Origin of the sequence: Peribacillus sp. FSL R5-0717 (assembly GCF_038002945.1) — a bacterium.
In the GTDB taxonomy this organism is placed as follows: Bacteria; Bacillota; Bacilli; order Bacillales; family DSM-1321; genus Peribacillus; species Peribacillus frigoritolerans.
On sequence record NZ_JBBOOF010000001.1, the window covers coordinates 3,737,529 to 3,759,199 of the forward strand.

A 21,671-nucleotide genomic window follows, 5' to 3' on the forward strand; every position below is an offset into this window, starting at 1 on the left:
GTAATCATTACGTTTAAGATATACCTATACTGACGATGAGGTGATAATAGTGAAACAAGAAATTCATCCCGATTATCAACAAGTGGTATTTATGGATACCAACAGTGGGTATAAATTTTTGACAGGCTCCACTAAGACATCCAATGAAACAATCGTTTGGGAAGACGGCCAAACATATCCTTTATTAAAAGTGGAAATCAGCTCGGATACGCACCCTTATTATACAGGAAAGCAGAAGTTTGCTGAAAAAGGCGGACGGGTGGATCGCTTCCTGGATAAATATAATATGAAGAAATGAGAGTTAGGCCATCGGGAAATCGATGGTCTTCTTTTATTGATGGAATAAAAAAGGTGCCCATAAATATGAGGCACCCACTACTTTAATCATTTTGCAGCAATTGCTTCCCCTTTGGCAATATTGACGAGGGCAGCTTCGAAGTCCTTGATTAAATCGTCCGGATTTTCCAGTCCGACAGAGAGGCGGAGCAAGCTATTCGTGATGCCTCGCTTTTCCCTTTCATCAGCAGGCATGGCCGCATGGGACATTTTGGCCGGGTAGGATAATATGGATTCTACCGCTCCCAGGCTTACGGCAAAAACAGGGAGCTCGACAGTGTTCACGAAGGAACGGAAGATTTCCTCACTTTCCAATTCAAATGAAAGGACCGCCCCTGCTCCGAGTGACTGGCCTTTCTGGATGGCGTGCTGTGGATGATCGGCTAGGCCGGGATAATACACTTTTTTCACCAAGGGCTGCTCCTTTAAGTAGGCTGCAATCTTTTCGGCCCCTTTTTGTGAATGTTCCATTCTAACTGACAAGGTTTTCAAGCCTCTCATTACGAGCCAGGCATCCTGAACACCAAGGACCGCTCCAAAGGAGTTTTGAAGCGAACCGAGTCTTGCCGCCAATTCCGGATCTTTCACGACCGCAAGCCCAGCTACCACATCACTATGTCCGGATAAAAACTTCGTCGCGCTATGAAGGACAACATCAGCGCCCAAATTCAGCGGTTTTTGCAATGCGGGCGTCAAGAATGTATTATCAACAAAGCTTAAGGCACCGGCTTTTTTTGCGATATCACATATAGCTTGAATATCGGTCACTTTAAGTAAAGGATTTGAAGGCGTTTCAATGTATATGGCCCTGGTATTTGGCTGAACCGCCGCTTTGACACTTTCAAGGTCCGTCATGTCAACGAAGGTATGCTCAATATTGAAACGGTTCAAAACGCTTGTGACCATCCTGAACGTTCCGCCATACACATCTTCGGAAATGACGATATGATCCCCGGCAGACAATAGCAGGAAGGCTGTTGAAATGGCAGCCATACCTGATGAAAAGGCAAAGCCGTGAGTGCCTTCCTCAAGTTCGGCAATGATGTCTTCAAGTGCCTCGCGGGTTGGGTTCCCGCTTCTGCTGTAGTCATATTTGCCGAATTGATCGACATCGGATTGATGGAAAGTCGATGCATGCTGGATGGGGACGCTCACACCGCCCGTTGCCGGATCGAATTTATGTTGATTATGAAGTAATTTTGTTTCAAAGCTAAAATCATGATCTGTCATCGTAGTGCCTCCCTTTTTACATGTGCGAATGCTTGCTGCAAGTCACCAATCAAATCGTCGCTATCCTCGATGCCAACGGAGAAGCGGAGCAGTCGATTACAAACACCGTTTGCCGTTCTGACCTCAAGCGGTATATCGGCATGTGTTTGTGTGGCAGGATAGGTGATGAAGCTTTCAACCCCTCCCAGGCTTTCTGCAAAGGAAATTAATGAGAGCGATTGTAAAAATGGGTTGACCGCCGCTTCATCAATGATGCGGAAAGAAATCATGCCGCCTCGGCCTGGATACAATACGTCCGTAACACAATCATGCTCCGATAAGTAATCTACAAGTATCTTGGCATTCTTTTCATGCCGCTCCATCCGCAATGCCAGGGTTTTCATTCCGCGCATCAACAGCCAAGAATCAAATGGGCTCAAGACAGCTCCAGTGCCATTATGATGGAAGGCAAGTGCATCACATAATTCAGCGCCGCTAGCAACGATCAGTCCGGCGAGCACATCATTATGACCACCGAGATACTTGGTTGCACTGTGGATCACAATATCAGCTCCAAGCAAGATGGGTTGTTGAATAAGAGGCGTGTAAAAAGTGTTATCAACGATTAGCAATAAATTATATCGTTTAGCCAATGCGGCAACGGCGCTAATATCCGTTTGCTGCATAAGAGGGTTAGTGGGAGTTTCGATGAAGATGGCTTTCGTGTGAGGAGTGATGGCTTTTTCGATATCCTCCAAACAACAAGTGTTTACATAGTCACACTGCAATCCCCATTTTTTAAAACCTTGTTCTAACAGCCGATATGTACCGCCATAAAGATCTTCACTGACAATCCACGCATCCCCGGATTTAAAAAGGGCGAGTATAGTGGAGATGGCGGCCATTCCTGAACTGCAGGCATAGCCTTGGTCTCCTTTTTCCAGATCGGCGATGGATCGCTCCAATAGCTGGCGGGTAGGGTTACCTGTCCTTGTATAGTCGAATCCCGTCGATTGACCGATTCCTTCGTGGCGAAAAGCTGTTGAAAAGTATACCGGCGGATTGACTGTTCCTGTCGCCGTTTCACTGCGATTTCCTAATTGAGCAAGATATGTTTCAGGTTTATACATGGTTTTCACTGCTCCTTTGAGTTAAATAAAATAAAAAAAAGTCTTCTTTAAGAAGAAGACTTTGATTAAGTAGGGACGAGTCATTCTTCTTATCTTCCAAGTTCATAAACTTGTGGAATTAGCACCTTTTCATTGGTTTGAAACAAATGAAGGTTGCTGAGGTGTCATCGGGCCATTCCCTCTACCTCTCTCGATAAGAGTTTAGATTATTCAATTTCTTTTGAATTTACTATATATACAAAACACTGTCAAGGACATTTTGGGGGTGATGATGTGTTGGTGTTCATGGCCAGGTCAATTGAAGCCTAGCGGTGCCTACACTTTATGTGTCAAAAAAGAATATCCAAATTTTCATCTAAATATGAATGGCCTAGGATTTTTCAGAAATATGGAAAGGGTCAGCGGGATATTTTTGCTTTAAAATAATAAAGTTTGTACAATGTATGGAGAGAAAGAATAATCCGACATTATTCATTTCATATGCAAAAATTTTTCAATGAATAGTGCAAACTTAGGAGGAGAACACATGGAATACAGAATCGAACGTGATACGATGGGTGAAGTGAAAGTTCCTGCTGATAAATATTGGGGAGCACAAACTGAGAGAAGCCGTAACAATTTCAAAATCGGTAACGAAAAAATGCCGATTGAATTGGTTCGTGCATTTGCATACGTTAAACAAGCTGCTGCAAAGGTGAACTATGATCTTGGCGATCTTTCCGAAGTTAAAAAGAACGCCATCGTCAAGATTTGCGGCGAAATCCTTGAAGGTACGCTTGATGAACATTTCCCGCTTGTAGTTTGGCAAACGGGAAGCGGTACGCAAAGTAATATGAATGTGAATGAAGTGGTCGCTAACAAAGGGAATGAATGGTTAAAAGAAAATGGTGAATCGGAAATCCTTCACCCGAATGATGATGTTAACAAGGCACAAAGCTCAAATGATACTTTCCCGACTGCCATGCATATTGCAGCCTTTATGGAAGTCGCAGAAAAATTGGTTCCTGCCATCAAAGCACTTCGTGATACATTCGATACAAAAGAAAAAGAATTTTGGGATGTCGTGAAAATCGGCCGGACACATCTTCAAGATGCTACACCCTTAACATTAGGACAAGAAATTTCCGGTTGGAAAGCGATGCTCGATAAAGACTTGGCGATGATTGAGGAAAGCAGCCAAAAACTATTGAACCTTGCTCTAGGCGGAACGGCTGTAGGAACCGGAATCAATACAAAGAAAGAATTCCCGGGACTTTCTGCCAAACAAATTGCAGCGGATACAGGATATCCTTTTGTCACATCTGATAATAAATTCCATGCATTGACTAGCCATAACGAAATCGTCTACGCACACGGTGCTTTGAAAGCATTGGCGGCAGATTTAATGAAAATTGCGAACGATGTCAGATGGCTTGCAAGTGGACCGAGAAGCGGAATCGGAGAAATTGCCATTCCGGAAAACGAGCCAGGCAGCTCCATCATGCCAGGTAAAGTCAATCCGACCCAAAGTGAAGCGCTTACCATGATTGCGACACAAATCGTGGGTAACGATGCTACAATTGGCTTTGCAGCAAGCCAAGGTAACTTTGAATTGAATGTATTCAAACCAGTCATCATCTATAACTTCCTGCAAACGGTCAAATTATTGACGGAAGGCATTCATTCCTTCAACGATAATTGTGCGGTTGGCATCACTGCAAATGAAGATAAGATCAAAGAAAATGTAGAGCGTTCCCTTATGCTGGTAACAGCATTGAACCCGCATATCGGTTATGAAAAAGCAGCCAAGATCGCCAAAACTGCCTTCAAGGACAACTCCACGTTAAAAGAAGCGGCATTGAAACTGGAGTTCCTGACGGAAGATGAATTCAAAGCATGGGTCGATCCTGCTAACATGGTTAATAAATAATTGGATGGAAACACCCTCCCTCTAGCATTAGGGAGGGTGTTTCCATGTGTTAAAATACTGGAATCGACAAATACTGAAATCATAAGTATCTGGAACAGGAGGAAAAACAATGTCTATATGCCCGCTTTGCAACGGTCTAAGAAAAATTCATGTGGATTGCCCGGAATGCGGCAGCGAACTTGAGGATAAAGGGAAATTCATGGATTATGCTGATGATTACAGTGCTTATATGGATATCGACATACTTAAAGAAAACGACGGATACCCTCAATCCCTTCAAAAAGGGCAATGCCCCCATCTCATGAAATGCCCTGAATGCGGACATGATGAAGTGGTATTGGTCCAGGAATGAATCGCCCTTTATTTTAATAAACGTAAAAAGACCCATAATGAATGGGTCTTTTCATGTTTAATTGGCAGATAACTTCATGCTTTCCTGCATCTGTTCATCTTCTTCAACTAAAATGCGATGTTCGGTCCCTTTATCAAAAAAGTGCGCTTTATTCATGTCGAGGGCAAGTTCGATCTTTTCGCCTGCCTGGATAATGTTATTGGCATCGACCCTTGCAACGAAGTCCTGCCCCTCTAAAGTGGAGTAGAGCATGATCTCCGCGCCCATGAGTTCGGCTACATCAATTTGGGTCGTGAATGTAGTGTTAGAGGACTCCGTGAAATAAGCTCCTTCATTATGGAAATCTTCCGGACGGATTCCAAGGATTACTTCTTTTCCGACATATCCTTGATCACGTAGCATTTTCATCTTAAATTCAGGTATTTCAAGGGTTTGTTCGCCTATTTTGATTGTGCCTTCTTTTAATGTTCCGGAAAAGAAGTTCATGGCAGGCGATCCGATAAAGCCGCCGACAAACACGTTTATTGGTTTCTCATAAACATCCTTTGGAGCACCGACCTGTTGGATGATACCATCTTTCATTACAACAAGACGTGTCGCCATGGTCATTGCCTCTGTTTGGTCATGTGTGACATATATCGTTGTGGTGTCGAGCCGTTTATGCAGTTTAGCTATTTCCGCGCGCATTTGAACCCGCAGTTTTGCATCGAGATTGGATAATGGCTCATCCATCAAGAAAACTTTTGCGTCCCTTACAATTGCACGGCCAAGTGCAACACGCTGGCGCTGACCACCTGAAAGCGCTTTAGGTTTCCTGTTTAGCAGCTCTTCAAGTCCGAGAATCCTTGCCGCTTCATTTACTCTTTGCCTGATTTCAGCTTTTGGCGTTTTCCTGAGCTTTAATCCGAATGCCATATTGTCAAATACAGACATATGAGGATATAAGGCATAGTTCTGGAAAACCATCGCAATATCGCGATCTTTAGGGGGGACATCATTGACTCGCTTGCCGTCTATGTATAAATCCCCTTGGGAGATGTCTTCCAGTCCGGCAATCATCCTTAATGTCGTTGATTTCCCGCAACCTGAAGGTCCCACAAAAACGATGAATTCCTTATCGGCAACACGAAGGTTGAAGTCTTTAACAGCCGTCACCTTTTTATCATAAATCTTGAATATATGATCTAACACTAACTCTGCCATGAAAAATCCCCCTTTTAAACTCTTAGATTACTTGTACCAATTAGCTATAGTCTAAGCTATGGGTTTTGAAAAAAGTATGGGCATATTGCACAAAAATGTGTTTACATTGGAAATTAATCATTGAGTAAAAGTATCAAGTATGCAGTAAGGGCATGACGGAAGTTTCTAATATCGAGACCAGTTTTTTCAGAGAATCTATCGATTCGGTATTGTAAGCTGTTCCGATGTATATAAAGCTGTTTGGCGGCATATGTGGCATTGGAGTTACATTCGATATACGTTTTAACCGTTTTGATAAGTTCAGTATCCTGCTTGGTCTTGCCAAGAATTTCATTGATAAACCAATTTGCATTCTTAAAGGATGGATCATTTATTAATGAGTATGGGATGATGTCTGCCAAATCAGTCACTTTTATATCCGGGAGATGCACCTGTGCCACTTCAAAACACTTTTTCTCCTGAGTCCAGTGATGGCGAAGGTCTTGATCTACAGGGTGAAATCGCCCGGTGAACATACGGGTCTTTACATAAAAGTCACTTTCAAGTGTGGAAGTAATGGCGATCAGTTCTTTATTTGATAATGGTTCATCCTTGTCCGGTTCAATTAAGACGCCTGCCGTTTCATTTTCCCAAATAATAGCTGCGTCAGATGGAACGAAAGCGAGGAAGGCCCCTTCAAAATCGGAGTTGGAAAAATCAGCATGAGTCAACTTGAAATGAAGGAATCGAACATTCTCCCAGCTCGTTAAAGGCAATGGTGCATTCGGTTCGGCTAAAAAATTTTTCCATGATGAGCCTGGATGTGCATTGAGGTTATTTGGGTTTATGGAAGGAACAAAAAGCAGTTCCAATAAACGGATTTCTTCTGCTGTGATTTCTGAACGGGGAATACCAAGTATACTTCTGAAGTCTTCGAACCAAACATAATTAGAAATATCATCAGTATCCTTTTTATTGGTAAGAGCGTTCGGGAATTTTTGTTTAAGATTTTCAAGCATCGGTTCCACCTTCTTTCTCCCTTTCCATATCATTATAGCGAAAAAGAATAAAGTTCAAAAGATTAGGATATCTTTAGTTTTTCCGAGAAGGGAAAACCAAAGAAAAGTTGCAAGTATTATTAATTTCAGGAAAGGGTATTGCGTATGCTTTATGGAATATCGTTTAAGAGGAGGAGATCCATGAACATTTTAATATTGGGTGGTACACGGTTTTTAGGCCGATATATAGCAAAAGCTGCAATAGAGAAGGGGCATGATGTCACACTTTTTAATCGTGGAAATGACCCTTATGTTTTCCCCGAAATAGAACAGTTAAAAGGGGACCGCGACGGGGATCTTGAAATGCTGAAAGGAAGACAGTGGGATGCAGTAATTGATACATCAGGCTTTATCCCTCGAACTGTATCGAAATCTTGCCGGTTGCTTAATCAAGTTAAACATTATACATATATTTCAAGCATCTCGGTTTATAGTGATCCAACCGAACCAGGTATTGATGAAAATGGAGAGGTTCATGCACTAAATGATGATAAAGCAGAAGAAATAACCCGCGGAACGGCTGGACCGATATACGGTGAATATTATGGACCGTTAAAATCATTAAGCGAAAAAGCAGCTGAAAAAGAACTGCCGGGGAAAGTCTTGTCAATTCGTGCCGGGCAAATAGTAGGTCCATATGATTACACTGACCGAATGCCGTACTGGCTTAAAAGAATAGCGGAAGGGGGAGAAGTTTTAGCGCCTGGACGCCCTGGACGTCCAATCCAAATTATCGATGCAAGGGACTTGGCTGAATGGATCATCCAAATGATGGAAAAGGGCATGACAGGTACGTATAATGCCGTTGGGCCAGAATACACACTGACTATGGGTCAAATACTTGAAGGCTGCAAAAAGGTAACAAGAAGTAATGCTGCCTTTACATGGGTCTCTGAAAAATTTTTAAATGACAATAAAGTAGAGCCGTGGGGAGAAATGCCTTTATGGATACCGGAAGAATTCCCTTTACCAGGAGGTAAGGAACCTTTGAATGGGTTTTTGGCTGTCGACAACGATAAAGCAATCAATAATGGACTAACATTCCGTCCCCTATCAGATACTCTCGAAGATATATGGAATTGGGAAAAGGGCCGTCCGGAATCCGCCGATAGAAAAGCAGGCATGCACAGACAACATGAAAGTGATCTTCTTGGATTATGGAAACAGACAATAGGTTGAGACCTTCTTTTATTATACTGAAGATTAATGGAACATTATGTATGCTTGGTGGAAAGGATGATTTTATACAATGAGGAATCAAAAAAAACGATGGGGTCAAAACCCCATCGCTTTTTTAGGAAGGGCTTGCATGGTTTGTAAGGATTTCAAGGTTTTCCATGGCGGCTGTCACTTTTTCCTTGTTGATATCAGGGAAAAGAAGATGGATGTCTTCACCTTCTTTGACAGAGTGGGCTGCAATCTGTTGAAGTTCCGCCTTATGTTCAACAGTCAGGCCAATATCAAGCAATGTCATCGGCAATTTAAGCACCCGGTAGATGTTCGTTTCAATTACACGCTGCAGCGCATCTGTCCATTTCCCTTTTTCCAAATCAGCTAAGACTTCCTCGCCATAAGTGAATAAAACTTCCTGGCATTGCCTTGCGGCCAGATGGGCCAATTCAATACAAACGGACTTGGTGGCAAGCTTTTCGGCCAGTGCATTGCCCTCGTACCATTTCGCCAATGTATCGCCGATTCCAGCACGTAAATAGTTAATCGGCGAATTAAGAAGAATTCCTGGTTCGATCAATAACATCCAAGTGCTTTTTTCATGAATATCATAACGGACATATGAACCATTATCATCATAAATGATACTCAACGGTGTCCAGGCAGCGCAGGTGGAAGCCAAGGTTGGAATGAGGATGATTTCCTTTTGAAGCGAGTTTCCGGCCGATTTGGCGAGGTCGAGCAACTTACCGCCGCCAATGCCAATTAAGGCATCTGCACCATGTTCAAGAGCTGCCTTCTTGACGCGTTCAATTTCCGGGTCACTGCATTCCCCGCCGTATGTGAAAAAGATCGTCTCAATATTTTCTAAGGAAGGAAAGATGGGTTCAGTAACTTCCCAGGATTTTTGTCCATGAATAACGAGCACTTTACGAATGTTCCCTCTACTCAGTTTCACTTGCAGGTTTTCAAGGACATTTGCTTTACAGGCGTAATAAGCGGGGCCGCTGCGGACCTCCAGTAAGGTATTCATATTTTCTCTCCTTAATGAAAGGCCTGTTCCCGGTAAAGGGGAAGCAGGCCTTGATTATTTGATCAATTCATCCAGTCTGGTTTTCCGAATCCGGCAAATTTGTCATCGATCACTTTTTCAAACTGGTCGGATTCCACTACAGATTTAATATCCTTGGCAAATTGAGAGTCTACATCTTTTGTATTCACTGCAACAACGTTTCGATACATATCCGGCATGTTTTCTAAAACTAGGGCATCCTTGAGGTCCATTTTCGCTGCAAGAGCAAAGTTGCCAGGGACCGCCGATAGGTCGACGCTGTCTGTTGCGCGGGGCAACTGAGCGGATTCCAATGGTTTTAGCTGGATGTTTTTTGGATTTTTCGTTACATCCTTTTCAGATACTTTTAAAGGGTCGACATTTGGATCGACTTCAATCACCCCTTCATCCACCAGCACTTTTAGTGCACGTGCCAGGTTAACCGGATCATTGGGCACTGCAAGGGATGTACCGTCTTTCACTTCTTTCAATGAATTATACTTATTAGAATATATGCCCATTGGCGCTGTTGGAACTATGATAAGGTCGGAAAGCTTTAAATCATTTTCTTTAGCGAAGTTATCCATGTACACTTTATGCTGGAAAAGGTTGGCGTCGATCGAGTTGTTGCCAAGCGACTTATTCGGCTGGATATAGTCGGTGAATTCGACGATCTCTATTTTGTATCCGAGATCTTCCAGACCTGGTTTGATGGCCTCCTTAACCATATCGGCGTACGGCCCGGTAGTCGCCCCGATCTTCAATTCTTTTTTGTCTTCTGTATTTGGGGATGCATCATCGCTCCCGCAAGCTGCCAAGCCGAGTGCAAGTGCACAGACTGATAATAACGAAGCTATTTTCTTCATTTGAAATTCCTCCTGAGTAATGAAATGTATTGAGTCATTAAAAAAAGTGATTGAACCTATCGCTTGTTAACTATGTATGAAACTTTGTCACCAACCATTTGAATGAGTTGCACAAGGCAGATCAGCACGACGATCGTCGTGATCATGACTGTGTTGTCATATCGGTAATATCCGTACCGGATGGCCAGGTCGCCAATTCCGCCACCGCCGATTGTCCCAGCCATTGCTGAGTAACCGATTAGCGAAATGGTCGTTAATGTCAGTCCTTGAATGATTCCCGGTTTTGCCTCTGGAAGAAGTACCTCCTTAATGATCATCCATGGGGTGGCACCTACGGCAATTGCAGCTTCAATCACTCCTCTGTCTATTTCACGTAATGCCGTTTCAACAATCCTTGCAAAAAAAGGTATTGCGGATACGGACAGGGAAACAGAAGCTGCTCTTGGCCCTATCGTCGATCCTGTAAGTAGGTCCGTTAAAGGAAGGAGGGCGACCAAGAGAATGATGAACGGGATTGAACGGACAATATTGACTGCGAAACCGAGAGATCGATTCACGATGCCATTTTCAAAAAATAAATTCCTGGTTGTTGTAAATAGCAATACTCCAAGCGGTAAACCGATCAGCAGGGCTACTGCAAGAGAAACGCCGACCATATAAATCGTTTCAAGAAAGGCTTTATTAAGATCAGGTAAAATATTGACGATGGGATTAAGCAGTGACATGTTTTAACACCTCCACAGAACTGGAACGATCTTTTATATATTCCAATGCCGAATGAATTTGGCCGGCATCGCCAATTAACTCGATGATTAAAATGCCTAAAGGAACATCCTGGATATACTCAATTTTACCGTGTAAAATATTTCCCTTTACTGCATGGGATTGGAGAGTATCCGAAAGAATCGATTCACCGGCGGTTTGCCCTTCGAATTGGATCTTAATAATCGTACCTTCACTTTCTTCAATCAAGTGCGAAGGGAGTTCGAAATCCAGTACACTGCTAATGAATTGCTTCGTTAACTCCTGTTTGGGCTGTGAAAATATTTCATAAACGGGTCCTTCTTCAATTACCCGGCCATCCTGCATCACGGCGACTCGGTGGCATAGTTCTTTGACCACTTCCATTTCATGTGTAATCAACACGATGGTGATACCAAGCTCACTGCTTATCTTTTTCAATAACTGTAAAATCGCTTTTGTAGTGGTTGGATCAAGGGCTGAAGTCGCTTCATCACATAATAGTACAGTGGGTTCATTTGCTAACGCGCGAGCTATGCCGACCCGTTGCTTCTGTCCACCGCTAAGCTGTGCAGGATAGACATCTTTCTTATCGCTGAGCCCTACTATTTCCAACAATTCCAATACACGTAACTTAGTCGCGTCCTTCGATCGATGCGCGGCCCTTAAGGCGAACGCGACATTTTCATAAACGGTTTTTGAACTGACCAGGGAAAAGTGCTGGAATATCATTCCGATTTTTTGCCGTTGTTTACGAAGCTCTTTGCTAGATAAAGAGGTTAAATCAATGCCGTCGATAATGATATTTCCACCTGTCGGACGTTCAAGCAAATTCAAGCAGCGGAGCAATGAGCTTTTTCCAGCTCCGCTGTAGCCGACAATTCCATATATTTCACCAGTTTGAATGGTTAAAGATATGTTATCCACTCCGATAACTCGGTTTTTCTTCGAGACGTATTCCTTTCGGACTGAACGGATTTCAATCATGAGCTTTCCCCCTTAAACATTAAAAAAGCTGCCTCTATCATTCAGAAAGAGGCAGCGAAATCATATCTCGGCTTATCTTTCAGAATGCAATCATTCTGCAGGAATTGGCACCGTTCCCTAAGGGCGGTTGCCGGACATCACAGGGCCTGATCCCTCCGTCACTCTTGATAAGTAAATTATTATTTTAGAATATTTCAAGTTTTATAATATAATCTATATTATTTGTAAAATCCGGCATTGTCAATCGTTACTTTTATTTTTTTGTCATTAAATCTGGTACAGTCCGTTAAAACGATTCATGGAAAATGGGCTATTATGCAATAATCCAGCATTTTCATCGAGGCTATTCATTCCAATATTTCCTTGTCAAAAAGGTAAAGTGGTACTACATTTATTATAGAAAGTTAAAAAAAGGAAGATGAAACTATATTTATACAATGATGGGGAGGAAACCGAATGATAGAGATCAAGACGATAAATGATGTGGTTTGCGTGCATGGGACTCCTGGTGGGAACAAGGCGGGGATGAGTGTGTATGTCTTTTTAACGGATGGCCTATTGATAGATACTGGCGCACAGATTTTATTGGAAGAGCTTATTCCATTCTATGAATCCGCAGACTTCGACTCAGTGGCCCTGACTCACTATCATGAAGACCATACAGGGGGGGCTGCCTGGATACAGGAACATAAAAAGGTCCCTCTTTTCATTCACCCGATGTCGATTGAGGTTTGTGCAAAGGATGCTGAATATCCTGAATACCGCAAAATTTTCTGGGGAAAGAGAGACGCCTTTAAAGCTGAGCCTCTGGGGAAGGCCATTCATTCCCGTACTCAAACGTGGGAGCCGATTTTTACCCCAGGTCATGCAAAGGACCATATGGTGTATTTGAATCACAATAATGGCGTGCTCTTTTCAGGAGACCTTTTCGTAACCCCAAAAACAAAACTTGTCTTACGGGAAGAGTCCGTCCCGGTGATCATCGATTCCATAAAAAGATTGCTTCATTATGACTTCGGGGAAGTGTTTTGCTGTCATGCTGGGCATGTCCCTGATGGGAAGGAGATGTTTCGAAAAAAACTGGATTATCTGGAAAATCTCCAAGGGGAAATTTTACGCTTGCATTCTCAAGGGCTGACCGTTCATGAAATCCAGCAGGTCGTTTTACCGAATCGCTATCCCCTTATCGAGATATCTGGGCATGAAGGATTCAGAGCATATCATTACATCGATATTAAACGAAAATATTTTAAGTGCAAGGGAGAATGGGACTATTTGAATGCTATCCGTTTAACGGTCTGACTGATATAAAAGAGAGCTCTCCATAAGAGAGCCCACATTATTCATTTATTGACATTGGGATCTGTTTCATCATAAAAATCATGTGCTTCTTCGATGTTCTGAAGGTTAGCGACTTCATACACATTTCCGCCCGCCATTCCTTCATTGATGATACGGTCGATATCCAGGTAAACGGAGTCCTTGCCATCATATTCGGTATCCTTCAAAAATGTCATTTTTTCTTTATCCAAAAGAAATCCCTCCTAGCCTTTTCTTTAGTTTAGGCAAAGGAGTTTTTTTTATTCTGTTTAGATTTCATGAATGTAAAGGGGCTTCATTCATAAACATGGAAGATCATTAAATCATGTATCATGCTTTTGAGTTTGGTTTCATCTGTTTCGGAAGGCGGATTGGCTGTCCACTCGATGGATCCATCTTTGTGATATAAGGCTTTGACTGCCTGCTTGTTGAAATAAAAGGAAATTTTCCATCCTGGCAGATTCTTATGCAATGGTTCCCATTGAAAATGAGTGATCATATGTATTACCTCCATATATACTGTTTCTCATTCGATTATAATGGAAAACGGCAGCTGGAGGTGTTATTTTCTTTTCAGGTTGGAAAAAGTTAATTCAATGAAAAGATTTTTTAAATGCAAAAGCCTGTTTGTTTCAATTTCTTCTTCATCGAATTGCATCGGCTTTGAGTTCACTTCGTATATGAAAAGCGAGCCCGATTCGTCTTCCCCTATATCAATGGAAAACTCTCCGAGAAACCCGATCTTTTTTGAAAGTATCTCTCCGCATTTTTGGGCGACATTCGCTAATTTCAGATCCAGTTTTTTTGATTTAAGGTCCTGATAAGGAAAAAGCTTTCCGCCTCGGGGAGTGTGGGTGGTGATTTCCTGGGTTTGCGACATCCTTACCGCTTTGCCGGTCACTTTATAAAAACCTTTTTCATAATGGACGAGAATCCGGTAATCATAACGATGTCCAAAGAGTTTTTTTGGTATGATCGCCTGTTGAGCAAGATAACTCCTTTTTAATAAATCCCTTTTTTTTGTATCCCAGAAGGACGCAAAATCAGGGAAGGACTCACTATGCTTTAAGCTATTGAACAATAGGGTATCATCATCTTTTTTGATAATGGTATAAATGCCCTTCCCTTGGCTTCCTTTGCATGGCTTAAGGTATATATGCCTGTATGTCTCCAGGAAAGAATCAAGGCAATTGCTGTTTCGTAAGACCATGGTGGGCGGAAGGTGGTTGGTGAGGGATCCATCTTCAGTTAATGCTTCGAACATCACATATTTATCTATAAAACAGGGGTTGAATAGAGTCATTCGGTTATCTTTAAAATGTGTGATAAGATGTTGGAATTCCTCTGACGCCTCATAGCTCCTCCAGGGGATACGGTTATAGACGATGTCAGGGAAGGGCACTTTACATTCAATCCACTTGTTTGAAATGGAGGAAAAAAGATACCCTTTCATCGACTCGGAATGAAGGGCATTTCTTGTGAATACATACGCCAATATTCCATGTTTCAATAAATATAATGATAAGTCCCGAAAAAGGGTCAGGTTTCCACCCAAACCTGATTCCTTTTTGGGATTGGAAACAGTTAAAATTCCGACGGTAAGCATCCGGTTACCCGGAAATATTGTGATTGGAATTAGAGGTTGATTCGAATGGTTCTTTTTATAGCTGATTTCTTCTTCGGCAGAGCCGGCGAAAAGTTCCGCATTCTCATGAGTGTGGTGCCAATTTTCAGTGGGGATATCATAAAAAATGTTCATTGCGGCACTCTGATTGATTTTGTAATCGTCTGTTCCGTAAGATAAATGGCATAATCAAGGCTTAGCTTTCTGGTCAGCAATTCGAAATCCTTGAGTTTTGGATGGGAAAATATGGAACGTCCAGGCTTGGAATTGGCTTCAAACATCCAAACCTGCCCTTTTTTATCCAATCCAAAATCGAATCCTATTTCTGCGATGATGCCGTCCAAGTTCTTTTCTATACTGTCACTTAAAATCAGTGCGGCTTCCGATAGCTTTCGTTCGACTTCTGTCGCCTCATCGTCATCTCCAAACAGTTCGGCAACCGTTTTGATGACACCCCCGCTTTTAATATGGGTCGTGACGCTGCCGGCGCCGGCGATTTTTGCGGCAATCGCGGTCACCTGCCATTTTCCATTACTATCCTTGTTCGTATGGACCCGGAAATCCACTGGACGTTTTTCAGATCGAATTAATGGGATGCCCTGCTGCACGATCAGATTCTCGAGCGGGCGGTCGTGAAAAATGTGTTTAACGATGGATTCCAATGTCGAAAACCGTTGCAGTTTATTTTCTTTTGCTTCGTTTGTATAGCGGCAATAGTAAACATTCTCATGCTTATCATAAAGAATTTGGTGAATCCCTAGACCGAGGCTGCCGTGAATGGGCTTTATATAAACTTGCCGGTAATGGGAAAGAAGGGTTTCCACCACGGATATGGATTGAAATGGATACGTTTCCGGCAAATAAGGCAGTGCCCGCTCATCTGCACATAACCTTTCATTTACATCCCATTTATTGAAAAATCCGGGGTTATACCATGGTATGGTATATATTTTTTGGAATTTCTGCTTCACTTCTTTAGGTCCATCACGGTTTTCCGTCAACCGATTTGGTAGCCGATCATAGATGACATTAGGAAAAGGAAATTCATAAATGTTCCAGTCATCTTTATCAAATACATAGCCTTTGATTGTCTCCTCATCCCAATTGATTACATTCTCTCCAAAAACAAAGGGAATACAGCCTGTGGTCTTGCTAAGCGAAAGGAGCTTTGCGAAAAATTCAGATCTCTCCCCTAAAGGTTTGTTTGAAAGGCCCGTGAAGCCTGAGGAAAAGATTCCGACAAGCGGTCCGATATGGATGCTCTTGCCGTATATGAATAAATGAAGGGGAATATCGGTATGATCGAATAGTAGAGATTCCGCAAGACTTTTCGATAGTACCATTGTTTGATTGACGGCCGGGTTTTGTTTGACGATGGCAGGACATGAATGCCGTCCGAAATAAATTAATTCAATCTCTGCCAAATCTCCAAGCTCTGAAGGGTAGTAGAGAACATTGCCAGGGATAGCGGCAATTTCGGCAGGATAAGTCTTTCTCACTTCCTATTCACCTGCTTTCTGAAGCTGTTCGGCTAAATACTGGCTATACTGAAACGGTGCTCGATGAATATCTTTCATGGTCTCCGGCTGTAGTGCCTGAATGATTTTCCTACCAGGCTTCGAGTTAATGTCCATTATCCATATTTGGCCTTTTTTATCGATGCCTAGATCAATTCCCAACTCGAATAATCTTTCAAAGACAGCTTCGGTTTCAACGGGCAGGGTGCGAAGGATATGATGAATCTTTTGTTCGACAGCAATCGAAATCGTTTCCGGGTTTCTTTTGTTGAAGGTATCCAATGAAATGGCTTCCCCGCCTGTGGCAAGATTTGAAGTAATTCCGTCTTTTTGTCCCGTACGAATTCCGCGGCCCCGTTCCATCCATTGATTCTTCTTGTTTTTTTGAAGTAAAATCCGTAAATCGAATGGCTCATTATTTTGGGTGCAAAGTTCTAAATATGGCTGGCAAAGATAACGGTATCGATTTAATAAATGCTGCAGCCATTTGTTAAGCTGAGATTTGGAGGAGAATGGGCGGTCATATTTGGTGCCCTTTTTCGTCATGGAAACCAGAGTCCCGTCTTCGGTTTTTGAAAGGAGATAGATTCCTGTACCGCCTGCACCGAATTCAGGTTTGATGATGATTTTATCCAGGCGTTCCAAATGTCCTATAATATCTTCAGGTGTCGTCACTTGTACGGTTTCTGGAAAAAATGCCTGTAGGTGTGGATGGTTTTTTAGGATTTGGTACACTTCCCACTTACCAGGAAGGCCCAGTCCTAAGAAATTCGAGTTATCTTTTAACCACTCGATTTTGTGTCGCGTTTCCGTTGATTCACGGACTAAACCGTGAAAACAGCGATCATATACAAAATCAGGTAAATCAAAAGATGTGGCGATCCAAGTTTCGTTCTCGGCATCAAAACGCTCGCCCCTCACTTTTTTCAAATCCATATCAATATTTTCCGGTGAGAATTTGCAAACTTTCATATTAAATGATTCAGCGGTTTTGGCTATTTCGGTGAAGTAGTTGTTTTCATGAGTATCCGACGCGGCCATTAATCCTATTAACACGTGCTAGCAACTCCTTTTATGGATGGTTTTCGCGGTTAAGGGCAAGCATGAAATCTATGATTGATTTTACTGATGGACGAAAGGTTTCATAGTTGCCTTGAAATTTTTTCGAAGGTTTTGAATTCACTTCGATGATCCATGGATGGGTATCGGTATCCAGTGCTAAATCGATCCCTAGCTCACCGAATGAATCGTCAAGGTTCTCGACTAAGGCCTCCGCAGTGTTTTTAGCCAAGCGTACAAGCTTTTGATATATGCGGCTGGCGTCCTGAAGTTCAAATGCTTCTTTTAGAAAATCCGGCCCATTTTTCATCACTCCGCCTTGTGCAAGATTGGAAACAATAGTACCAGGATCCCCAATCCGGGCAACCATTGATGTAACTTTCCATTCAAGCTGTTCGTTCCGATGAAGCAGTATGCGGAAATCAACCTTTCTCTGATCGGTTTCGAATAGGGAAATCCCTTTTTGAAGAATGAAAGATCGTTTTCTGGAAAAATTTTTTAAGGTTTCAAACAACTTTTCATCCGTATCAGCAAAATGTACATTCTGGAGATGTCCGGATTGCTCGATTTTCCATTTTCCAGCTACTTGCGTTAATCTGCAAATATTCCTGCCTTGGCTGCCCGATGCGGGTTTAAAGTAGATTACCGAATGCTTTTCTATAAATGTCAAGAAAGGTTCCTTTTCGTTAAACAATATCGTCTCTGGCAAATTTGGCAATAGCTCATCCTCTAAGATCAGTAGTTCGTGTACATCATGTTTGGAGAGGAACCTTCCGTTGAACATCGGAATCGACCGTTCCTCCAGTTCAGTTTTAAACAGCTTGAAAGAAGGCGATTGCTCAAGTTTGCGCGAATGTATCCGGTTATAAAATACATCAGGGATGGGGAGGGGCAAGGCTTTCCAGCCACCTTGCCCTGGCAGGTAGCCTTCCACAACCCCATCTTGAAGAGACTGTAGTTTAACTAAATAGAAGGGGTTGCCTTGCTGATTACAATATGATTTCATTTCCTGATAAAATTTTTCCATCTCGCCGAATGTCCCGTCTTGCAAGGGAGTCTGGTTCATGAGTGAAGCGAAGAATGGGCCTATTTTAATTGACCTTTCATCCGCATGGTATGAGACGGAGATTGGATCGGAAAAAACGGGTAAGGATAAAATTTGGTTCATATCATATGAAAGTTTCAATGTAGGCTGGGATGACGGGAATGGCTGGACAAGTACCGGGACGGAACGGCATCCAGCCATTATCGTTACGGGTTCTCCAAATTGAAGGTCCCATTCCTCAAATAATTTTTCTTCGATAAACAATAGCGCCTTCTTTCTAGTCTCTGCGGGATTTACCGTAATGTAAACTTTCTGATGGTCAAGGTTCATAATAATTCCCCGTTTGCACTAAGTTTGATATCCTTTAATAATTAAATGATGGGCAAATGTGGATAACACATTCTATGATTTTTTAATTAGAAGGTGTCATCAAGCCTTTATTTCAAGCAATAAAAGAAGAAATTTCATGGGTGAGTTTTGGGTAAAGATACTGTTTATGGTCGTCGTTGTTGCAGTAATAGGTGGCTTCACTAATTTATTGGCTATCAGAATGCTATTCAGACCGTATAAGCCAATCCATACTTTGGGAAGCACCAGGGTTGATTCCGAAGCGGCAGGATGAGTTAGCTAAACAATTAGGCAAATTGGTGGTCGATCATTTAATCACACCAGGGAGCATTCAAAGTAAAGTCATCAATGATGCCTCTATACAGAATATGAAAATTTTCGTCCAGGCAGAAGTAAAGAAAGCATTGTCCACACAAAAAGTACTGCTCAATTGCTTGATCAATTGGGAATGAAGAATTCTTCATTTAACGCTAGAACAGCGGTTACAAACATTCATTCTCGGTAAATATGAAATATGGTCGGAAGAGAACATGAGCAAGAGCTGAAAGATATCGTCCCCCCCGCACCTTCAGCAAAAAGCCCTCGACTCGATTCCTGCTTTGTCACATTTCATCGTGAAAAAGGGAAAAGAATATTTTACAGTGCGGAAGGCAAACGCCATCTTGAAGACATGTTGGATGATTTTTTCAAGGAACGGGCAAGCTGATCAATTTAATTCAGCTGTTCATTGGAAACGAAAAGTTAATTGATAAGATTCAGCCGCATTAAATTTTTTGAACAATCGAGAACGATTGATATATTGTCAGTGATGTTGGTGGAATCATCGGTTTATTTCAAGGTTTCGTAACTGTTTTAATAGGATGACGTGTAATTCTCAATCGGATTTGTTATAGTGGAAAAGGTGTAGGAATACAATGATTACCGGGAGGGGAAATAAATGAGTAACGTATATGATGCAGCGTATGAAATGGAAAAGGCGATTAGGGCAAGTAATGAATATGCCGATTTGCAACGCTTATATGATCTTGTGAATTCTGATGAAGCAACAAAAGGAATGTTTGAAAACTTCCGTAATCTGCAAATGTCATTGCAGCAAAAGCAAATGATGGGACAGGAGATTGCACCGGAAGAGGTTGAGCAAGCACAAAAGACGGTACAGCTTGTCCAACAAAACCCAACTATTTCACAATTGATGGAAGCTGAACAACGGATGAGCATGGTCATCGCAGACCTCAATAAAATTATCATGAAGCCGCTTGAAGATTTATATGGCTTGCCTGAACAACAGCAATAAGCAGTTGGAGACTCCCTTCTATAATGGTTGGGGGTTTTTTGTTCCCTGAAAGCACAAGTGCAAGGGTCGTGAACCACTATTTGTTCTATTCTCGAAATTTTAGTCATAAATTTTGAAAGAGGATACTACAGATGGGGGAGATCAGCATGGTATATCGACTACTTGCGGTCAATATCGACGGGACATTGCTCCAGTCGAATGGCCGTTTAAATAAATCGACTAAAGAAGCAATAGATTATGTTCACCAAAAAGGTGTCCATGTTGCACTTGTGACGTCAAGAAACTATCACTCAGCAAAAAAAGTGGCCAAAGCCCTAAAAATAAATCCAATGATCGTTGCTCAGCAAGGAGCCTTTGTCGGAGCTTCCATGGAAAAGCCGATAATGGTAAAAAGAATATCAGAAGAACTGACTGCAGAGCTCGTGCAAATGCTTGAAAAGACCACGTGCCAAATATTGCTCATTCATGAAAAATACTCGCTGGGCAATCGGGTGAACCTCCCGGAGAATTTGCTTGGTAAATCGGTTATGTATTTGAATGACCAAAATATTTATGCTCAAAATTATGTGGATGATATCAGTGAAGAGCTTATTGATCAGCCGATGGCCCCGACGAAGATGGACATTATATTTCCAGAAAAAAATGCTCGAAATGATATGTTGAAATTGATAAAGGAAATGTTCCCTGAGGTAGATGCAGTCTTACACCCAGGACATAAACTGACAATCGTTCCGAAGGGTGTATCTAAATGGAGTGGTGTATTGTATTTAGCGGACCATTTAAAGGTGAAAAGAACGGAGATCGTCTCGATTGGCGATGGATTGGATGATATGGAGATGATTGCCGGTTCTGGTCTGGGAGTCGCCATGGGCAATGCGGATGAGGAAGTACGGAAAGTGGCAAAATGGGTGACGCGCTCCAATGATCAAGATGGTGTAGCCTATATGCTTAGGGAGTTTTTCCGGAAACAGCATCCGATCGAATTTTTACAAAAAATGAATATGCTTAAGTGAATGGCGGGGTTCCTTCTGTTGGAGGGGCCCCATTCAGATAACGCCGCTTGCGAGGTCTGTCATCTTTCATAAATAATTATAAGTTTCTTTCCATAAACTAAAGGAAAATCAGTAATGGAAAGGAAGAATTCAATGGGTGTAATCAATGCAAAAGAAGTGCAGGTCGGTGACGAGGTGTATGTGATTTATAATAATCCCCATGTCCCTACAGTTTCGAATATCAGGGCAGCGGAGATTGTTCCGCACCCTAAAGATCCCAATGCAGTTGCCTTGTTTCTGAATGATACATTTCATACGATCGAGGATGATGATGCTTTGTTCACTTCGGAAGCCTCAGCGGAAAAAGCATACAGTGATTATATGGATAACCAGGACCAGATGACTTGAGAGGCGTTTACTCAGCTTTACGGGTGAACAGACGAAAGCCCACGCTATAAAAAGCGGGGGCTTTTTTAAATTT

At 42.2% G+C, this 21,671-nt stretch carries 23 protein-coding genes and 2 riboswitches; of the genes, 9 read left to right on the forward strand and 14 right to left on the reverse strand.

Features of this window, described 5'->3' with window-relative positions; all coding sequences use genetic code 11:
• The first annotated feature begins 49 nt into the window (after positions 1-49).
• Complete coding sequence (locus NYE65_RS18010) at positions 50-298, forward strand: type B 50S ribosomal protein L31 (protein WP_034314776.1); 249 nt, start codon at positions 50-52, stop codon at positions 296-298.
• An 86-nt stretch (positions 299-384) separates the two neighbouring features.
• Here the strand turns inward: NYE65_RS18010 and metC are convergent, their stop codons facing one another.
• Both metC and NYE65_RS18020 read right to left on the reverse strand, forming a co-directional pair.
• A complete protein-coding gene (gene metC, locus NYE65_RS18015) occupies positions 385-1,566 on the reverse strand; it encodes a cystathionine beta-lyase (RefSeq protein WP_340861391.1) in 1,182 nt (393 codons plus the stop codon).
• Positions 1,563-2,675: a methionine biosynthesis PLP-dependent protein gene (locus NYE65_RS18020; protein ID WP_034314771.1), complete on the reverse strand. Its 1,113-nt coding sequence runs from the start codon at positions 2,673-2,675 to the stop codon at positions 1,563-1,565. The genes metC and NYE65_RS18020 overlap by 4 nt, the downstream gene beginning before the upstream one ends.
• 86 nt (positions 2,676-2,761) lie before the next feature.
• A riboswitch (SAM riboswitch) is annotated at positions 2,762-2,875 on the reverse strand.
• A gap of 326 nt (positions 2,876-3,201) precedes the next feature.
• On the opposite strand from NYE65_RS18020, the gene fumC reads away from it, so the two are divergent.
• Together fumC and NYE65_RS18030 are read left to right on the forward strand one after the other, a co-directional pair.
• Positions 3,202-4,584, forward strand: a complete 1,383-nt coding sequence (gene fumC, locus NYE65_RS18025) for a class II fumarate hydratase (RefSeq protein WP_048687419.1) — start codon at positions 3,202-3,204, stop codon at positions 4,582-4,584.
• Between the two features lie 109 nt (positions 4,585-4,693).
• On the forward strand, positions 4,694-4,936 hold the full coding sequence (locus NYE65_RS18030) for a hypothetical protein (protein ID WP_034314767.1): 243 nt from the start codon (positions 4,694-4,696) through the stop codon (positions 4,934-4,936).
• Positions 4,937-4,993: 57 nt separating this feature from the next.
• Here NYE65_RS18030 and NYE65_RS18035 read toward each other — a convergent pair whose 3' ends face one another.
• Complete coding sequence (locus NYE65_RS18035) at positions 4,994-6,139, reverse strand: ABC transporter ATP-binding protein (protein ID WP_340861392.1); 1,146 nt, start codon at positions 6,137-6,139, stop codon at positions 4,994-4,996.
• A gap of 113 nt (positions 6,140-6,252) precedes the next feature.
• On the reverse strand, positions 6,253-7,137 hold the full coding sequence (locus NYE65_RS18040; protein ID WP_340861393.1) for a PucR family transcriptional regulator: 885 nt from the start codon (positions 7,135-7,137) through the stop codon (positions 6,253-6,255).
• A gap of 180 nt (positions 7,138-7,317) precedes the next feature.
• Between NYE65_RS18040 and NYE65_RS18045 the strand changes: the two genes are divergently transcribed.
• Positions 7,318-8,355: an NAD-dependent epimerase/dehydratase family protein gene (locus NYE65_RS18045; protein ID WP_340861394.1), complete on the forward strand. Its 1,038-nt coding sequence runs from the start codon at positions 7,318-7,320 to the stop codon at positions 8,353-8,355.
• Positions 8,356-8,470: 115 nt separating this feature from the next.
• On the opposite strand, the gene NYE65_RS18050 is transcribed toward NYE65_RS18045, so the two are convergent.
• The 4 genes from NYE65_RS18050 to NYE65_RS18065 form a co-directional block, all read right to left on the reverse strand.
• Entirely contained in the window at positions 8,471-9,379 is a 909-nt protein-coding gene (locus NYE65_RS18050; RefSeq protein WP_340861395.1) for an iron-containing alcohol dehydrogenase family protein, read from the reverse strand.
• A gap of 62 nt (positions 9,380-9,441) precedes the next feature.
• Positions 9,442-10,263 carry a MetQ/NlpA family ABC transporter substrate-binding protein gene (locus NYE65_RS18055; RefSeq protein WP_340861396.1) on the reverse strand — a complete coding sequence of 274 codons (822 nt, stop codon included), beginning with the start codon at positions 10,261-10,263 and terminating at the stop codon, positions 9,442-9,444.
• Positions 10,264-10,319: 56 nt separating this feature from the next.
• Entirely contained in the window at positions 10,320-10,988 is a 669-nt protein-coding gene (locus tag NYE65_RS18060) for a methionine ABC transporter permease (protein WP_340861397.1), read from the reverse strand.
• Positions 10,975-11,991, reverse strand: a complete 1,017-nt coding sequence (locus tag NYE65_RS18065) for a methionine ABC transporter ATP-binding protein (protein WP_340861398.1) — start codon at positions 11,989-11,991, stop codon at positions 10,975-10,977. Before NYE65_RS18065 ends, NYE65_RS18060 begins: the two co-directional genes overlap by 14 nt.
• Positions 11,992-12,060: 69 nt before the next feature.
• A riboswitch (SAM riboswitch) is annotated at positions 12,061-12,165 on the reverse strand.
• A 282-nt stretch (positions 12,166-12,447) separates the two neighbouring features.
• On the opposite strand from NYE65_RS18065, the gene NYE65_RS18070 reads away from it, so the two are divergent.
• Positions 12,448-13,293 (forward strand): MBL fold metallo-hydrolase, encoded by an 846-nt coding sequence (locus NYE65_RS18070; protein ID WP_340861399.1) that lies wholly within the window; start codon positions 12,448-12,450, stop codon positions 13,291-13,293.
• Between the two features lie 41 nt (positions 13,294-13,334).
• Here the strand turns inward: NYE65_RS18070 and NYE65_RS18075 are convergent, their stop codons facing one another.
• The 6 genes from NYE65_RS18075 to NYE65_RS18100 all read right to left on the reverse strand — a co-directional run bounded on the left by NYE65_RS18075 (position 13,335) and on the right by NYE65_RS18100 (position 18,886).
• Positions 13,335-13,523 carry a hypothetical protein gene (locus NYE65_RS18075; protein WP_034314753.1) on the reverse strand — a complete coding sequence of 63 codons (189 nt, stop codon included), beginning with the start codon at positions 13,521-13,523 and terminating at the stop codon, positions 13,335-13,337.
• A gap of 83 nt (positions 13,524-13,606) precedes the next feature.
• Positions 13,607-13,810 carry a YheE family protein gene (locus tag NYE65_RS18080; protein WP_034314751.1) on the reverse strand — a complete coding sequence of 68 codons (204 nt, stop codon included), beginning with the start codon at positions 13,808-13,810 and terminating at the stop codon, positions 13,607-13,609.
• A 63-nt stretch (positions 13,811-13,873) separates the two neighbouring features.
• Positions 13,874-15,070 (reverse strand): YheC/YheD family endospore coat-associated protein, encoded by a 1,197-nt coding sequence (locus NYE65_RS18085; RefSeq protein WP_340861400.1) that lies wholly within the window; start codon positions 15,068-15,070, stop codon positions 13,874-13,876.
• A complete protein-coding gene (locus NYE65_RS18090) occupies positions 15,067-16,434 on the reverse strand; it encodes a YheC/YheD family endospore coat-associated protein (protein ID WP_340861401.1) in 1,368 nt (455 codons plus the stop codon). The genes NYE65_RS18085 and NYE65_RS18090 overlap by 4 nt, the downstream gene beginning before the upstream one ends.
• A gap of 3 nt (positions 16,435-16,437) precedes the next feature.
• Positions 16,438-17,508 (reverse strand): YheC/YheD family endospore coat-associated protein, encoded by a 1,071-nt coding sequence (locus NYE65_RS18095; RefSeq protein ID WP_340861402.1) that lies wholly within the window; start codon positions 17,506-17,508, stop codon positions 16,438-16,440.
• 16 nt (positions 17,509-17,524) lie between these two features.
• The gene (locus NYE65_RS18100; protein WP_340861403.1) at positions 17,525-18,886 is read right to left on the reverse strand and encodes a YheC/YheD family endospore coat-associated protein; all 1,362 of its coding nucleotides are present in this window, start codon (positions 18,884-18,886) and stop codon (positions 17,525-17,527) included.
• 191 nt (positions 18,887-19,077) lie between these two features.
• Here NYE65_RS18100 and NYE65_RS18105 point away from each other — a divergent pair, with 191 nt between their 5' ends.
• The 4 genes from NYE65_RS18105 (at position 19,078) to NYE65_RS18120 (ending at position 21,598) form a co-directional block, all read left to right on the forward strand.
• Entirely contained in the window at positions 19,078-19,356 is a 279-nt protein-coding gene (locus NYE65_RS18105; RefSeq protein ID WP_340861404.1) for a DUF445 family protein, read from the forward strand.
• A 485-nt stretch (positions 19,357-19,841) separates the two neighbouring features.
• Positions 19,842-20,198, forward strand: a complete 357-nt coding sequence (locus NYE65_RS18110; RefSeq protein WP_034314741.1) for a YlbF family regulator — start codon at positions 19,842-19,844, stop codon at positions 20,196-20,198.
• Between the two features lie 146 nt (positions 20,199-20,344).
• Complete coding sequence (locus tag NYE65_RS18115) at positions 20,345-21,211, forward strand: Cof-type HAD-IIB family hydrolase (RefSeq protein ID WP_057275891.1); 867 nt, start codon at positions 20,345-20,347, stop codon at positions 21,209-21,211.
• Between the two features lie 114 nt (positions 21,212-21,325).
• Entirely contained in the window at positions 21,326-21,598 is a 273-nt protein-coding gene (locus NYE65_RS18120) for a transcriptional regulator SplA domain-containing protein (protein ID WP_223255807.1), read from the forward strand.
• The last annotated feature ends 73 nt before the right edge of the window (positions 21,599-21,671 follow it).